Annotated in this window: 16 protein-coding genes; 12 read left to right on the top strand and 4 right to left on the bottom strand. The window is 35.5% G+C overall.

The genetic code is table 11. The features are described from left to right. Nucleotide 1 precedes the first annotated feature (1 nt). Nucleotides 2–376, bottom strand: coding sequence for a Rid family detoxifying hydrolase (locus GLP24_RS14660; protein ID WP_101767543.1), 375 nt, complete (start codon nt 374–376; stop codon nt 2–4). Nucleotides 377–603: 227 nt separating this feature from the next. Between GLP24_RS14660 and GLP24_RS14655 the strand changes: the two genes are divergently transcribed. The 7 genes from GLP24_RS14655 to GLP24_RS14625 all read left to right on the top strand — a co-directional run bounded on the left by GLP24_RS14655 (nt 604) and on the right by GLP24_RS14625 (nt 5,139). Beyond that, nucleotides 604–1,338, top strand: coding sequence for an AzlC family ABC transporter permease (locus tag GLP24_RS14655; RefSeq protein WP_101767542.1), 735 nt, complete (start codon nt 604–606; stop codon nt 1,336–1,338). Beyond that, on the top strand, nt 1,338–1,664 hold the full coding sequence (locus GLP24_RS14650; RefSeq protein WP_101767541.1) for an AzlD domain-containing protein: 327 nt from the start codon (nt 1,338–1,340) through the stop codon (nt 1,662–1,664). The genes GLP24_RS14655 and GLP24_RS14650 overlap by 1 nt, the downstream gene beginning before the upstream one ends. Before the next feature lie 167 nt (nt 1,665–1,831). Then, nucleotides 1,832–2,455, top strand: a complete 624-nt coding sequence (locus tag GLP24_RS14645; protein ID WP_167388503.1) for a WGR domain-containing protein — start codon at nt 1,832–1,834, stop codon at nt 2,453–2,455. A gap of 72 nt (nt 2,456–2,527) precedes the next feature. Continuing rightward, nucleotides 2,528–2,803, top strand: coding sequence for a hypothetical protein (locus tag GLP24_RS14640; protein ID WP_101767539.1), 276 nt, complete (start codon nt 2,528–2,530; stop codon nt 2,801–2,803). A gap of 8 nt (nt 2,804–2,811) precedes the next feature. Beyond that, a complete protein-coding gene (locus GLP24_RS14635) occupies nt 2,812–3,552 on the top strand; it encodes a hypothetical protein (protein WP_101767538.1) in 741 nt (246 codons plus the stop codon). Between the two features lie 125 nt (nt 3,553–3,677). Beyond that, nucleotides 3,678–4,376: a hypothetical protein gene (locus GLP24_RS14630; RefSeq protein ID WP_101767537.1), complete on the top strand. Its 699-nt coding sequence runs from the start codon at nt 3,678–3,680 to the stop codon at nt 4,374–4,376. Between the two features lie 391 nt (nt 4,377–4,767). After that, nucleotides 4,768–5,139, top strand: coding sequence for a hypothetical protein (locus GLP24_RS14625; RefSeq protein WP_101767536.1), 372 nt, complete (start codon nt 4,768–4,770; stop codon nt 5,137–5,139). Between the two features lie 543 nt (nt 5,140–5,682). Here GLP24_RS14625 and GLP24_RS14620 read toward each other — a convergent pair. Next, nucleotides 5,683–6,384 carry a hypothetical protein gene (locus GLP24_RS14620; protein ID WP_101767534.1) on the bottom strand — a complete coding sequence of 234 codons (702 nt, stop codon included), beginning with the start codon at nt 6,382–6,384 and terminating at the stop codon, nt 5,683–5,685. 192 nt (nt 6,385–6,576) lie between these two features. Between GLP24_RS14620 and GLP24_RS14615 the strand changes: the two genes are divergently transcribed. Together GLP24_RS14615 and GLP24_RS14610 are read left to right on the top strand one after the other, a co-directional pair. Further along, complete coding sequence (locus GLP24_RS14615) at nt 6,577–7,836, top strand: PD-(D/E)XK nuclease-like domain-containing protein (protein WP_101767533.1); 1,260 nt, start codon at nt 6,577–6,579, stop codon at nt 7,834–7,836. A 574-nt stretch (nt 7,837–8,410) separates the two neighbouring features. After that, complete coding sequence (locus GLP24_RS14610) at nt 8,411–10,822, top strand: Ig-like domain-containing protein (RefSeq protein WP_101767532.1); 2,412 nt, start codon at nt 8,411–8,413, stop codon at nt 10,820–10,822. A 53-nt stretch (nt 10,823–10,875) separates the two neighbouring features. Here the strand turns inward: GLP24_RS14610 and GLP24_RS14605 are convergent, their stop codons facing one another. Then, the gene (locus tag GLP24_RS14605) at nt 10,876–11,949 is read right to left on the bottom strand and encodes a RepB family plasmid replication initiator protein (RefSeq protein WP_167388502.1); all 1,074 of its coding nucleotides are present in this window, start codon (nt 11,947–11,949) and stop codon (nt 10,876–10,878) included. A gap of 1,251 nt (nt 11,950–13,200) precedes the next feature. Between GLP24_RS14605 and GLP24_RS14600 the strand changes: the two genes are divergently transcribed. Continuing rightward, a complete protein-coding gene (locus GLP24_RS14600) occupies nt 13,201–13,881 on the top strand; it encodes a DUF223 domain-containing protein (RefSeq protein WP_101767529.1) in 681 nt (226 codons plus the stop codon). Nucleotides 13,882–13,957: 76 nt separating this feature from the next. Here GLP24_RS14600 and GLP24_RS14595 read toward each other — a convergent pair whose 3' ends face one another. Beyond that, complete coding sequence (locus GLP24_RS14595; RefSeq protein ID WP_101767528.1) at nt 13,958–15,073, bottom strand: coiled-coil domain-containing protein; 1,116 nt, start codon at nt 15,071–15,073, stop codon at nt 13,958–13,960. 158 nt (nt 15,074–15,231) lie between these two features. Here GLP24_RS14595 and GLP24_RS14590 point away from each other — a divergent pair, with 158 nt between their 5' ends. Together GLP24_RS14590 and GLP24_RS14585 are read left to right on the top strand one after the other, a co-directional pair. After that, a complete protein-coding gene (locus GLP24_RS14590) occupies nt 15,232–16,431 on the top strand; it encodes a hypothetical protein (protein WP_101767527.1) in 1,200 nt (399 codons plus the stop codon). Next, on the top strand, nt 16,431–16,766 hold the full coding sequence (locus tag GLP24_RS14585; RefSeq protein WP_101767526.1) for a hypothetical protein: 336 nt from the start codon (nt 16,431–16,433) through the stop codon (nt 16,764–16,766). The genes GLP24_RS14590 and GLP24_RS14585 overlap by 1 nt, the downstream gene beginning before the upstream one ends. The last annotated feature ends 133 nt before the right edge of the window (nt 16,767–16,899 follow it).

Raw genomic sequence — 16,899 nt, 5'->3', positions numbered from 1 at the left:
CCTACTTTCGGCAAGCAATTGCTTCTACTTCAATAAGCGCACCCAATGGCAAATCTTTTACAGCGAAACAAGATCGTGCCGGGCAGTCAGATTTAAAGAATGTTTTGTAAACTTCATTAAAAGCCGCAAAATCATTAATATCTGCTAAATAACACGTAGTTTTAACTACAGTAGTCATATCTGCATGTGCAGCTTTCAATACATACTGAAGATTGAGTAGTGATTGTTTTGATTGTTCGATAATACCACCACTAACAATTTTCCCTTCAGACACGGGTAATTGGCCAGAAGTAAAAATCATTGCACCGAAAGCATTCGCATGAGAATAAGGTCCGATAGCTTCTGGTGCTTGTTTTGCATTAATTACTCGTTTCATTTTTTCTTTCCGTCGAAATAATCGTAGTTAACTAACGATAAATTTGTTATTGCTCAATTGGTATATTAATACTTATGACAAATTGAGTATGTATTGTAATGATATATTTAGATATATGTAATAAAAGAGACATTGATCGTAAATGCCAACGTTTATTGTTGAAAGCGTAAGAATCCAGTAATAGCCTAAAAATAGAGAGAATAAAATAACGAGGAAATTATAATTTTATGAAAACAACTAAAGTAATGATATTGGGCGGATTGAAAGCGATAGGTCCATTATGCGTAGGTGCCTTTCCTTTTTCATTTATCGTCGGTGCACTTAGTGTTACAGCTGGAATGACAATTGCTCAAAGTACCATTTGGTCATTTACTGTTTTTGCTGGCTCGGCACAAATGGTTGCGATCGGACTCGTTCAGGCATCTGCAGGTATTGCTGTTATAGCATTCACTACATTCGTCATTAATCTTCGCCATTTATTATATTCGGCGTCCATGTCAGATCACATGAAAGAATATCCATTTTACGTACGAATGCTCATGAGTTACGGATTAACTGATGAGGTTTACGCTTCGACCATTAATCACATGAAAGAGGGGAAAAAATCTCGGCATATTTTTTACTTAGCAGCCATGTTTGGTTTTTGGCTAAATTGGGTAATTGCAGATCTTCTAGGCGCAGCAATCGGTTCATCATTTCCACAAATCGCAAATTATGGATTAGATTTTGCGATGATCGCTGCGTTTATTGCTATCGTAATTCCACAACTACACAATCGAGAATGTATTACTGCTGCAATTGTAGCAACAATATCTGGATTATTACTATCAGGCTTACCTTATTCACTAGGTCTTGTTATTGCTGCCATTCTCGGCGTGTTTGCGGGATATAGAATGGATGTTGCAACGGAGAAACAGGCATTGGTAAAGAATCACAATAATAACGAAGGGGCGGTTTTATAATGTCTAATTCATACTTTATTTTACTATGTGTAGCAATGATAATGGCTACTTATATTGTTCGACTATCCGTTATAGGTCTCGCTGGACGTTTTGAAATGTCTGAGAGATTCAAGAAAACACTTCGATTTGTCCCTGTTACTGTTCTTCCCGCAATTATAGCTGTTGAAATATTGGGGACTGCGCCACATCTTGCGTTCACTTTAGATAATCCAAAAGTTTTAGCAGCCATTGTTTGTACATTAGTGAGTCTAAAATTCGATCTTATTTGGGTTGTAATTAGCGGCATGGGATCATTAATGCTATTTAAAATATTACTTGGCGCCTAAACGTAAATCGTAATGCACAAGTGATGTGAATTATTGTTTGTGCATTACACCCCCACCAATTGTAATCCAACTACGACACTAGCCAAATTGGGCGAGGGTAGCGCGATTCGAAAACCGTGTGACAATAAATGCAGTTAATAATTAAACATTGCAATGGAGCAATAAAAATGTCTGCATTATCAAACGATTCAATTTTAATTGAAAAGATAGAAATGAATTTTCAAGATTCAGTTACAAATTCAGATAAATTCTATAACGTTTCTACTCTGCAAGATCAAGAATCAAATGAATACACTGTTTATCGCCATTATGGACGTGTCGGCTCAAATACTACACCTCAACCTATAATGACGACCGCATTCCCTCAAGATGCTGCAAGGGCTGTTCAAAAAGCGGTATCAGCTAAGCGTAAAAAAGGTTATGAGATCTCTAATCATTACAAGCATGAACGTGCGTATCTAATTGATAAATCGACTCAAGTTAATAAAGATACAGATTCAGGTAAAGGCGTTTATGTTGCAGATAAAAATAACCTTTGCTACTTGCTTTGTCGTAAACAAAAAAATGGTAACACTTATCTATCATGCTATGACCCACAAGGGATTGATTCACCTTGGCGTACTTGTGCCGTAGCTGTAGGCGACACATCATCGTGTGATGAAACATATTTCGCACAAGTATCAGTGTTAGATAAGTTATATGAGGGATTACAAACAGTTCTTATTGTCCGCTCTCTTGAAGATATCGAAGATGCTGGCGTTGAGGAAGAAGATTGTCAGCTAACGAAGTAAACATGCCGTGATAACTAAAATTTGTTCTCTACTTATTTAGTAGGGAACAATCAAGATACTAAGGAATTTAAAATGCAATCATCCAGCCATCAATTAAAAGTTAAAATTCCGCGTAATGCAGCGTACAAATTGTTGCGGAAAGTGGATATGAAAAATTTGGGGTGTAGCAACAACGAAGAACGTAGAGCAGCCGCAAAATTAGCTGCATTACCAGCCTCACGGATCGTTGATCAAATTCAACAGTATGCTGATTCTGTGGATCAACGAATTGAAATGACTCGACGCTGCCGAGTCGTTGGTTTGGATTTTTATTCAGACCTTGATAATCATGTTCAATTTAAATTATAGGTAAGCAAATGTCGTTAGAACCATTTAAATGTTATCGCTTTAATCATCAAAATGATAAAGCTCAATATTGCGATCTTGATTGTGTCGTTATTCCATTACAAATTGATAGTGATGCACTTACGCTTATTGAGGCAGGACTATTTAATCTTAGTTGGAGCGGTGTACCTATTGATACCATTGAAAATTTTCGACGTAATACACTTACATTTCCATCTTGCACAGCAGCGTTAGGTAACGCTTCGCTATCTAACGCTGTAAAGTTAGCTGAAAAATTAGTGCATTTAACTAATAATGAACTTAAAGCGTATTTAACACGCAACGTTGAAGAAATTGATCGGATTTATTATGCCGTTCACGAAATTAGCCCTACCGAATGGCAATTAGTTCTAGCTGCTTATGTCCCCAATCCATTAAAGCTAGCAACTATCATCGAAAGTCGCAAGGATGCTAGCTGTGAGGATGAGTATATATTGGCTGAAGTTAATATTATAGCCTCGGTGACTAAAGATAAATTTCAAGAACTGAAATCAAACGAGATTAATAAAGTTAATAGCAAATTACACAAGATGGGGTTCAACTATAACGTTGATAGTGACGCAACCACACCAAACTTGTGCTTTTATCTTGCCGTTTACCCACACGAGTTAAAATCTGCACTTAGTGTAATACGTTACTTACTTACCACATTTAATATTCGCAATGATATTGATATTAATACCGGCTATTTAACCGTTCACTACAGCATCTAACAAATTAGGTATTTGCCTTACAATAAAATTATCCAATGTATGTCCAATGTATATTGGAGGCACTAGCGCATACGGGAGTTAATGCCAAAATATTTGTACAAGTCATAATTGATTAGTGATTACTAATGGAAAATTTTAAAGTAAAAAAACAAGTTTTAAGTGAAGATGGATGTGAAAAGGAATTAAGCATCATTGCTCTACCGTTTAGTTTAACAACGGATCAATCTCGTCAATTAGTAAAAAATGTACCTGTAATGCTTAATAAAAATCAACGTCAGCAAATAGAGGCGTTTCGATTTAATAAAGTTAATTTCAAAACAGGTATGCGATGTCTCGGAGCGTGCTGTACTGATTATTTCTGTTCTATTGTCATTAATAGCGGTTCCGACGAAACGATCTATCAAGGGATGGTTGATGGTTGTCATCAGCATGGTAACGTATATACAATTATTAAAAATAGTGACAACTCTCATCAGATATTACTAGCGGCCAAAACAATCAGCCCTTTAGCCCTTCAGAAATATTACCTTGACGTTTTCATTGATAAAAATATTAACGTTATTTTTAACCTTAACATTGAAAATTTACCCCTCGCTCGTCGTCAATCAGTTATGTCGTCGGCTATAACAGCATTATTTTCGATGGCGAAGAGTGAGTTAACTGATTATTTAACAATGGACGTTTATTCATCCTCTGTAGTAACTATAGTTAAACCGTCAAAATTGGCTATTATTCTTCCTGCAATATCTAAAGTGATAACACAATTTAATATCAAATATGATTATCCTTTAACGGATGTTAAATTGAGTGTTATATATTCATGAACAATTGTCATTAAAAACGTAAGATTTAGGTGGTAAAGGTTTTGGATATTTGCAAAATATGCTGTAGTGAGTTGTTGTGTGATATTAAAGAGTGTAAAAATGGTTTTTTAGCTAATTATACTTGTTGTAACTGCCATACATCATACGAAAGATTCTATCAGTTCGTTATTAGTGTTAAAAAATTAAATGGGGATGACAGCTTTGTTGTCAGTAGCATGAACAAGTGTCCAGACTGTAACTCGTTTGTTCATGCCGCATATTTTGATGAATTAAGAGTTGGACCATTGCTATCAACACAATGTATTTACTGTTGTAAGTGCCAAACTATTTGGCAACAGCAATTCAAATATATTGCATTTTCACTGCATTTTTAGAAGGATAAATACTAATTATGTTTTACTTAACAAGTTCTGGCGATATTTTGCGCCAAAAAAACGACATTTTCGTATCCGTTATTGATAATGTAACGTTTACATCATATGAATCAACATCTGGCATTCGCCTGCCGCTTGATAAAGGATTACCAATCTCCGGTTTTTTAGTTGATCAACTAAAACCCGCAACGGGTATCCTTACGATAGACCATATACATAACTTATCTTGGTTAACTAATGGGCAATGGGAATTAGCTAACGACCTCATTTATCTTGAAGATGCAGTTAGTATAAGAAAAGAATTTTTTGATACTAGCCATGGAACAAAACCAAGTAACTTTTGTGTAGCTAATGCATTGAGTTTATTTGAAGTGAACCAATCATGTTGAAATTAGATTTTAATTGGGCACCTGGGACTATTATAGCCTTCATTACCGCCATTTTAATGCCTATGTACACGATTTCGATACCAATACTTTCGAAAATCAGCATTTATGCTGTTAATGCTGCAACCATCACTACGCTTGCTTTATTTTCAGCTCTCACCATTTTATCTGGCAATAAAGCGAATCATTTTTATGATGATACTGAGGCACGATCAACATACAACACGCTAAAGCGAATAAACTTAATATCCTTAGTATTATTTATTATATTCATTACTGGCGTGTTCACACAGGTCATTCTTGCTGAGGAATTAAGAATATATCCTCCACATTGGGATTTTATCTTAAATCATACGGGGTTATGCACATACTACATCGTATTGTTTCCTAAAATCTTACCTCCTTTGACGTTGATAATATTTATCGTGTCGTGCTTTTGGCCTTTAACCACTGTGTTTTTCAAGTCAAAATCGTAATCTGAATACAACAAAAAATCCAATCAAACCGAATGCACTGTTGTTTGATTGGATTTTTTTCGTTTGTAAATTAACCTTCTTTTTCCACGTTTTGATACCAATCCAGATAACATCGCCCATAGCGAGATGCAGGTTCAGATGTTAATCGATAAGGGTTGTAAACTTTCATACCCGTAATGTTATCAATAAAATAATCGTATGATTTAGTTCCTACGACAATGTTATGCTCAATACGTTTCTTCTCTAGCAGATCCATTGTTGGGGAGTAATAATTCTCTCCAAAATCACCAATAATTGTCTTGTAAAGAATGGTTAATTGTTTATTGATCGGCAACTCATAGAACCAACTGCCAATATATGTTACATCAGCAAAATGCGCACAATTATAAGATTTATTAAGTACCCGCGCATCCTCAAACGCTTTCTCTAGCGTGAGTGCTTCAGTAGTAAGCTCAATAGACTTATTGACAACAAGAGTTATAACAAAAGAACTTACACCTTTGCGGGAAATGGTGATAATAGGGAATTTTTCACACACCACATCCAGAACTTTTAGTAATGATGTTCTGTATCGGGTACAAATATCATTAGCTTTTTCTATATCTGCTGCTATTTTTTTTCGGAATGTATCATTAAAAACCAATGTTAAAAATTGATCGTCAATAATTGATTTTTCTATTACTTGGTATTGTTTATTGTATTGTAGCCACTTCAAAACTGAATATGGTGAATTACCTGTTAGTGATAAGTAACGTTTTTTTTCTGTATTCATAACCTGAACATTCAATGATAAAAATAATAACAATTAATAGTAACGCTATTTTTTGAACGTGCAAGTTCTTACTTGGTTGTAAGTGCATTACTTTAAATGATGTTATCCAAAAACTTATCAGCCACTAGCGCATATTAGAACTCATGTGATAATAAATACACAGGTTAATTGATTGAATTTTAGGGGTTTATTATGTTTTCAATGGGTAGTTTATTTGTCGATGTTATGGATAGTAACTGGAACCCTGAAAAGGGAATGATAGAAAAAATCCAAAAAAATATGCCGAAGATCGTTAAAGTAAAAGGTGTTGAAGTAACTAATAAATCGGCATCCACCATCACTCCCGTTGTGAACTCTAAATCACAGGAATTAACAATTAAATCAGGTCTAATTTCAGCAAAAAGAGCTGATATTGATGATATAAACGCTAAAGCAAATTTTACCGTCAAAGCGGGCTATGACGATCAAGGTAAGCCGAACTTTCTTGATGCTAATGGCGATTTAATTGCGGGTATATATACTGACATTCCTAACGATGTTTATCATTCACTGCCAGCATTTAGCTCTAGTATGATAAAAAAATTCTTAACTTCTCCCGCGCACTATTATAGACATTACATCGATCCTGTTAATCGAAAACGAACATCAAAAGCGATGGAATACACCTTGGATGCGGGTACTTATGCTCATGAGTTAATCTTAGAACCAAATGGTTTTTATGACCGTTATTTCCGCGAACTATCACAAGCAGAAAATCCAAATCTATTATCTTCAAGCGAGGATATTAAATCTCTTTGTAAAGAGAATGGGCTTAAATTATCAGGAACTAAAGCCGTTCTTATCGAACGCCTAATTGAACATGATCCTTGTCTCGGTGAGTTTATATTCGATGTAATGCAGCAACGACATTTAGAGGCAAATCAAGGAAAAACAGGCATTGATGCTGTCGTCTGGGATGATGCACATCGAGCATGTAAAACTGTACGTAATAATGAGTGGGCAGATACTTTACTATCAGACGGTATATCAGAACTATCTGTTATAGCTCTTTGTCCTGAGACTGGGCGCTGGCTAAAAGTGCGTTTCGACTGGTTATCTTACGATGGCGTACCTGTAGACTTAAAAACCTCTCGCTCGGCTAATCCATTAAAAGTTATTTATTATTTTGCTGACTTAAAATATGACATACAGGCGTACATGTATAGCTATGTTGGTCGGTTGGCTGGCATTCCAATTCCCCGATATACATTTCCGTTTGTGTGCGTAGAGTTTATTGATGCCGATATATGCGAGGTTTTCGAGTTATCACATGATGATTTTCGTATCGCAGGAAAAAACTATCATCACGCAATAAACGAATTAATGGAATGTTTAGAAACGAATGATTGGTATGGTTACACCGATGAAATTGGCTCAACTAGAATAACCCTATCTAAAAGGGGTAGAGTTTAACAAATAGTTAATATGTTTAAATTAACTAATCAATTTCACATAAAAAGCTAATAAAGTGACAAATAATAGACTTTATTAGTTTTTTTTGTGTTTTTTTTTCATCCAGTGTCGAACTCGGGCAGATTTGAAGACCTCTATTATTAATGGATATTTTTACTATCTGAAATCGTAGTTAACATACTAAGGTCAACTTACAAGCTGTTGAAGCCATTCATGCTAAATAACAGAATTAATTAATTATTTGCATTAATAATGCCTTTTTAAGTTGATTTTTACAATGCAAAAATTTGCGTTGCTTTTTGATGCTGCTTAACAAACTGATTAATAACAATTATATTTTCTAACTCGGGCAGGTTTGAAGATTACGAACTCAAAAAAAGTTGCAATAAACGATAGTAATAGCGTGAGTTATTGCTATCGTTTATTGTTTATTCCCATATGCCAATATTAACAATATCCCCGTAGTCACCTTACGATAATTTCAATAAGCGGTGGCATTTAAGCCTCATTACCACAATTTAAATATATAAATATTAGTTACAATAACGCTAAATATTAAAATCGTGGTAAATAGATGATGATTAACAAGAAAAAACTTGGAATATTGATAGCGTTATTAATTAGTTCGACAGCAGTAAACGCTGAAGTGATCTCTATCGGTTACACTGATCAACAAGGCGAACATAAAGAAGCTGCCTTATCTCAAAAATTCTTCAACCCTAATGGCGATGTAACCATTACGATGAGTGCAGGATTAGATCGTCGTATGCGCATGACAATAAAAGACGCGGGTGATCTTACTATTGCGACTAAAACCAGTCACGTCATCAATACTCATGACCGACTTACAGTAAATAACCAAACATTTTATGGCGTGCAATTTACTGTAAGTAACAAACTGCAGTCAGGTGAATACTCTATAATTAGTGAAACTCTTGATTTGAAAGGGACGTTAATTAGCACTACAACCGACAAAATTACAATCGATCTAACTCCGCCAAAAGTTGGTCCTATCGTCGCGCAATCATACGGGGGCCTCGGCGGAAAAGATGTTCCTCCTAATGTTTGGTATACCGGTTATTGGGAGGATAATAAATATCGGGCGACAGAAATCTCAGATGAACTCTCTGGGATTAGTGAGATATTTGCCATTGTTAAGCGCGAAGATGGCTCCGTATACAAGCGATCAAAAGTTAATTATGACAGCCAAGGCAAAATGGCATCGATTGGTAATGGTAGCGGTTGGTTCCCGTCTAATAACGCAACTGAAATATACACATTACAGTTTGAAGTGCATGATAATGCCGGTAATACCGAGTATTCACTCGCGCAAAAAATGTATTACGACAACGTAAATGGCAGTGCGTCATTGGTGGCTATATATAATCCAAACTCAGATCAATCGATTGGTGGAGTCAAAGGCTTTGAAACGTACAAGCCTGGTATGAAGGTCTTCACTAATCCCGTCAAAACAATGTATCAAGTGCCTTATGATAACTTTCACACTCATGCGAGGGGTGGATTAATTCCCAAAGGTCATTCTCAGATCATTGATAATGATAAAGGGGAACCAGTATATGTGATTTATACCGATCCTTATGGATTTACTGACGGCAACTACGTATCAATGCATGATAAAAGGCAGTATGGCGGCATATACATTAATGGTTACAATCTTAAACTAGCAGAAGACGTCGTAAAACAACCTGTTCGTCTTGGCAATAGTTATGAATATTCAGATATAGGCTGGTCGTCATGGAGTCGTCACATTAATGTCAATGAGATGCCCGTTAAGATCTTGGCATCAAAAATTATTGCTCAATCACGTCCATATGAACAATTTTTCGAACATATGGGTAATTGCACTATCCCTGCAGGAGAAACTTCTTGTGTTATTACCTATGATCCACCAAAAGAAATCAACAAGGGAACAATAGGTAATTGGCACTATGGTTCCACTCTAAAAAATAAGGACGGCTCACTGTTCTCACAACCAGGATGGGCGAGTGTTCATTGGAATAACTCGGCACTACCAATAATTACGTCAACTGAATGGGAGCCATCAACTAAGATAGTAACCGTTTTAGCTAATCAACCAAGCCGAGGCTATTATTTTGACTCCGTTCGTATTACTGACGCTTATCTCAATAGCAACGGTAAAAAATTAAATGTGCCTCGTACAAAATGGGAGGAAAATTCAGATAATTACAAATTCGCATTCGATTTATCAAAACTGCCTGATGGCGTATATGATATTGATGCTGTCATAATGGAGGCACACCGAAACTTTACAACAAAAAATGTAGCAAAATTCACTAATGATGCTGAGGCACCACAAATAACTATTGATTACAACGGCCAACCCGTTAAAGGGATGGTTCATGGCATTAATGGATTAACTGTAAATATTGCAGATATGTCTGAATCACGGATTTTAGATATCACTCTGAAAGGTGGACCATCGAAAGATAACATTTATCTTGCTTATCGTAATATCGATAAAAATAAAATTAAAATTGAGCAGCCTCGTATTTTCCCTGCGATGATTGAGTCTCAACAGTACACATTAACAGTTCGTGCAAAAGACGCATTCGGTAACATCGGAACATCTAGCGTTACATTTATGTATACGCCTGATAACTGGATTAAATTAAAAGCTGTTACTGCATTACCTATCTCCCGAAAATTGTTACTAAAGAACGACAAACCCGCAGCCGTAATCACATCTTCCGTGTTGCATACTGACTCAGGAAACATAGCTACAGGTCCTCAAGAGGGCATAGTTACTGTCCGTAGTGATGCCAGTTTTGGTGTGATTATTAATGAACAACATGTAGGACCGGGTGAAACTGAGCATATTGGTTTTAATCTGCAAGGGGATAGCGGTAAATTAGAGCTCCCAATTTATCCCGATAGCGATGTTAAGGATGGTCACGCAGAGTTTATGTTTGATGTTCAGCAACTTCGATCTCTCTACGATAAATAACAAACAAGCCTGTTTAGTCAAACAAACTAAACAGGCTCGTTTTTGCTGCAACATTAAATATGACCTTTTGACGACAAAAAATTATACTCTTGTTCACTAAGCACTTTTTTTGCAATATTCATATATTTAAGATCAGGCAGTAATCCTGTAACAAATTTATGAGCATGAATAAAATGTGTAAACCATGAAGGTTTTGGTAGCTCTAATTTTGCACCATTACTAATAATAGCGTTTAGATAATCTTTACTAGCAAGGATAAAACATTCTGTTTGCATTGACTCATAAAGCGGCATTTGTAGTGATGCCGTTTTAGTTTCAATATAATCGTTATCGCATAACGATTTCTTGCTTTTGTTCCGACGCTTCTTACTCCAGTAAAAAGTTATAGATTCTAATACTATTTTTCTCCCTTCTCGACGGGTATGTTCTTCAAATCTAACGTCTATATCCGTTTTATCTGTAATTTCTTTTGTTGCTACTCGTAAAAAACGTTTACGAAAATCAGTAATAACTCGCAAGGATGCCGGCAATTGATAGCGATCCATTATCCACTCATAACTAAAAGTGACTGATTGTTCGTTTCGTTTCATTCTGTTATGCCATTGCATAATGCTTTCATACAATCGCATTGAGATAACACGATCTAAACTAGCCACATCTCGCAAATAGTAGCCAGTAAACTGATGTGTGGCCAACATAAAATCGGCTACTTCTGCGTTTATTGATAATAACGTTAGACCCAATTTTGGTCGCGTTCCTCGTTTGACTGTCCAACTTAATCCATCAAGTGCAATATCGTCTTCGCTATCACCATCACCATTTTCTTCTGGAAGATAAAAAATAACTTCGCGTGTATTTAAGAGCCGAGACGCTTCATTTATATCACGCGCAACATTATTGCCGCCGCCAAAAAGCCGATGATAATAGCCATGGTGAATTTCAATGTCATAACGGCCACGGACTTCTGGAATATTATTTGTCGTTAAGATCTCTACAACGATATAAATCAATCGTTTTTCATTGCGCGTTAATGTATATGCGGCCGTAGTTAATGCATTTGATTGTTTCAAAAAACAGTTACTACCTGTATCTGCAATCGCAACTTCATCGCATTCAATTTTTGACATTAATAAATCCAACTCAGGCAAGAAATAAAACGATTTGCCTGAGTTTATATTCATTTTTCATTCACAACAACTAATTTTAAAGTTGTAAGTCTAATAATTAATTATTGCTTGTTTTTATTTCAACAATAACCATTAAAATTGAAATTGATAACATGTATATAATGTGTACATAAGCGTTGTATAACCTGTTACTTAATACAGCTCATAGTCTTCAAACCTGCCCGAGTTAGTCTTCAAACCTGCCCGAGAAGTCACCTTTCAGCCCTTTAAATTCAATAACTTAACTAACCCAATAAAAGATCTTAAACAAAGGTCTTAAACAAAAGGCATTAAAAGATTTAATTATTTAAACTCACTCCAAATCTTCGATTTTTCTTGAGTTCAAACAATTTAAATGGGCAATTGTTATTATTTTGTTTTATTTGTTTTGATTATGAAAAATACACAACAGCAAAAGACAACCTGAACTATAATTTTAAGTTCAATACCTAAGTTTTACATCATATTATGTGTTTCTTGATGCCTGTAAGCTGCATAGCTGGCTTATCTATAATTTAATGATAAATGCTAAAGGCTATGACAGTTGATCGCCTAAGAATGCGAATTAGAAAAATATATCTTTAAAAAATCAAGCGGAGCGAGAGATAAAAACGCAGTCGTAAAATACGTATAAAGGAGGGGATAATTTGGTACTTTAAAATTAATATCATTTTATGCTGATTTATTGAATATTAATTCATATTTAACAATCAGCGTTATTATTTATTTTTTCTGGGGAAAGCATTTACAGGCGATTACATAAATATAATTTGCACTCGTTCAAGATAAAATATCCTTTTATTGAACGAGTGATAATTAAACATGACAAGCAACTCTGTATTTCACGAATTTGAAGTTGATAAAGCAATTATTACTGATTTGATACATTCGCAGAATGGCACTATTTCTACAGCGTTACGCGATTTCGTGCGCTCTGTACTGACACTACAGGACTTAAATCATTCGAATACAACTCCTTACTAAACACGCGCACGATCGGCACAGCAATGTGCTTACATTCATTTCGAGTTAGAGATTGGCAATTAAATAAAACCCCATCGATTCTGTTTGCAAATTCAAAGGCATTAAGAACCGAATATGCGATTAAAGGCATCACTAAAATAGTTAACGGGATCATTGATAAAAATGAACGAGATTCTTTCGTACAAACGTTTTTTACTACTAATTTAAAAAATCATATTGAGTAAAGTTATGTCGTTGAAAATATTAAAATTGATAACTGCAAGTTTAATCACATTAGCTGTAAGCGGTAGCGCATTAGCTAATACCGTAACCGATACTAATACCGTAACTAAACATCATTTTGAGCTTGGTGCTTACGATGCTGACAATAACGGTATACCTGATGAAGCTGATGCGTTAATTGAGACTAAATTTGGGAGCAACCCAACCCAAAAAGCTGCTGCGCAAAAATACATTAGATCGTTAATGGCTCAAAAACTGGCAATAAAAAACCTGGCGAGAGATCTCGGTCATATGAACATAGACGTTGAAACGGAAACCAACGATTTAACGGGTGTTGATGCAGATAATAACGGTATTCGTGACGATATTGATGCACTCATTAAAGAGAAATATTCCGACACGTTGAATCACAAACTAGCAACTGAGCAATTTGCACGAATAACTCAATATCAATTATCAGTCACTAATTATGATCGAGCTACGACAGAAAAATTTAGAATCGAACTCATGGACAGTACACACTGCATTTTTTCCGTGTTTGAACAGGTTGGTTCAATGCCTGATGCTATTGAACACTTAACATTGAATAGTCGAGCAAGACGCGCAAAAGCATGGAAAATGTCAAGAGCGTTGAGTGGTAGTGTTACACAGCTTCCAACTAAAAATACGTGTTATTTTTTAAATTAACTTAATGATTTTTGATGTCTAGCTTGATTGAAATATGAGCTAGACATCAGGCAGTGCAAGTAAATTATTCTAAATATCAGATAGTTGATTCGATATTATCATTCGATTCGATATTATCATTCAGTTCATTATTAATTTGGCTTGCGACAAGGCTCATTTTATCTAATACATCAGATTTTTTGTCTTTACGAGCAGTTTTCTTTTCTAATTTTGCTAATAATTTATCTCGTTCACCTTCAGCTAAATATTTAGCGTCCACAGCTTTCATTAATCGATCTTGTGAATCTTCTAATCGCTGTTGCTGATCTGAGTTTTGCTTAATGAGGGTGCCCATACGCTCTTCGAACCCCTTTATTTGTTTTTTTAGCTCCACTTCAGTTGTTTTAAGTGAGTCAATTTTATTTTGCGACTTATCTAATTGTTTCTGGTCTGGGCTCCGTTCTTTCATTAACTGAGCAACTTTGGTTTCTGAAGAAGCCAACTTTTCTGTAAGGGCATTACACTCACTTGTTAGCAGTTCAATTTGTTCTAACATTTTACTATTGCTAGAAGATACGTTATTTACTGTTTCTATTAATTGAGCGTTATCTGCAGTTATTTTCTCGATAAGACCTTCATCACTGCCAGTTTTAGCTTCACTGCTAGTTATTGCAGCTTTTATAGCATTTTCAATAACTGAAACCATATTAACATCAATAGTTCTATCACATTCGACGTGCTCATTACGTAATTCCGACATAGATATGAGGCTACTTAATGAGGTTTGAATGTTTTTTATTTCTAAGGCGTAATCAATAACATCAGGTATTGGTGCATCTGTATTGTTTCGGCATTCTGAATGGTCGTCAACGACGTTCGCTATCGAGGATGGAGTTTGTTTTGTCGAATTAATTAGATGGACAGCATCCGTTAAGTTTAGCTGCATTTGTACTAATGTTTTGAATAGCTCTAGTTTCGTTTGACTCGCAATTTTTATTGCAGCATTTACTGCGAGTTCCTTTTGCTCTGGATTTAACGATAATGGCGAGCCTTCAAACTTACGCGTAATACTCTCTAGCTCTAAAGCGGTAATATCACTATATTGAGATAGTAACGGTGCCCATACAAGATAATCAGGGGATGATTCTATGCAATCATTCGATTTTTGAGGATGAGAGGTAATCATATCAATAAGATTTTTTGCTCTTTGCATTTATCTGTATCCCTTAATAACGTTAATTTTTTATATTGTAAGCATCATAGGGTTAACAGAACAATAAATTTGTAGGTTAATAACGATACGATAGCTATTGCGCATAAAGCTAATCATGTAAAAATACATGTATAAATTTAATTAACAAGGTTATAAAAATGACAATTAATCACATTGAAACGTTAGTTAGAGGCGTTTTTGATAAAATGGAGACCTACTGTGCGGGGTCTGCGAAGAAAAATATTGGTGACTACAGTGATCAGTTGAGTGCAAATGATTCATTTAAAGATAAAAATAAAATCATTGATTTTTACTGTTCAATTTTCAGATATTATGAACAAAATGGTTTATCTAAATCTGTCGTTGATCGATTATATACTGTATACGGGACTAATTTTGGTTACGGGTATGGTATTACTCCCAATAAGATCATATCACTAGGGATTGGGCAGCATGGTAGTGATGCAAAAATAGTTGGCGATGAATTGCCTGACATTTCAATCAAAAAACTATTCGAGTCGTTATTTAAAGGTGTTGCGAAGAATGAACCTCTACCTGAAATTTTTCGTCCATTACAGTTAACAACGGATTGTGAGACTCTCGATTACGCGTTCAATACAGTGAAGCGCGCCAGTATTAATGAACTCTATCAAAAAAAACGCGCAGCAATGATTAATAGTAACAGTTGGGATGACGGAGAAATAAATTCAGCCCATTACAGTATTACAGCATCTCAACACGCTGCTTTTATTGAGGATGGTGATTTATGTCCTCTTAACACTAAGAACCTCATGAAATATCACAAATACAGTCAGCAAGATGCAAAAAAGATGTATTCAGTATTAACGTTTTTAGCTGATGGAGTAAAACCAGTTAAAATCCTAAAGCGTCCTAAGCAACTTCCTCCTCTACAAAAAATATTATCACTAGGTCTTGATAGTGATCATAAATATTACGCATGGGAATTAGAACATATTGAAGAGTGGGCATTATATAACAAAGAACATTTAAGCGAAGATGAGAATGAATTGTTATTAAAGGAGCTGGACGCGCCTTTACCTATCAAAAGCTATAGCTTTTGGCTACAAGCAACTAAAGAATGGTATGAGGAGTCACATCGAGACGGTTGCGAGTGGAGCTTATTGGCCACACAAACAAAACATCGCCACATTGTTAATATGATTCGACACAATGCGGTAGGTTACTGTCAAATTTGGAGATACGCATCTGACATGAATCGCAGTTGCTATCATGAAAAAGCGAAGACCACCATTTTAACAAAAATACTAAAAGAATTTCCTGTACTAGCAAGTGCGTGTTTAGCTCAACTTAGCGGTAATAACGGTAGGGACGACTAATGTTAGATCAAAAAGAAAGCGTGAGTTATTCTCAAGTTGTAACTCATATGATACGTAATAATTTTGCTGTAAGTGCACTACTTATTATTGTTCAGATTATTGGACTGGCACTTTTCTTCAGTGCATTACCCCCACATCTAACTGATGTGGAGTTGGGTTTCTTAATACTAATGCTACTGACGTTCTATACCGGTTCTGTATTTATTTACCTAGCGCAATACAAAGCGAAACTTGAAACAGGCATGACTAATCCTATATGGAGATCAAGATATAACAAAATGACAGCAATGATAGTTTTGGCTGTTGTCGTGTTTGCTATCATTAATATTAATTAATGGTCTCGATACGCTCGTTATAATGGTAGGGCGAACGTATTTGATCTCTAGTGTTCACTTTAGAGTTAATTTAAGACCAACTCTAAAGTGAACCCTTACGCTAACAACCAACTCTAAAGTCAACATCACAATC

Source organism: Photobacterium carnosum (assembly GCF_021236965.1).
GTDB classification, from domain to species: Bacteria; Pseudomonadota; Gammaproteobacteria; order Enterobacterales; family Vibrionaceae; genus Photobacterium; species Photobacterium carnosum.
Note: the sequence above shows the minus strand (reverse complement) of the source record. Positions and strands in the feature narration are given on the sequence as shown.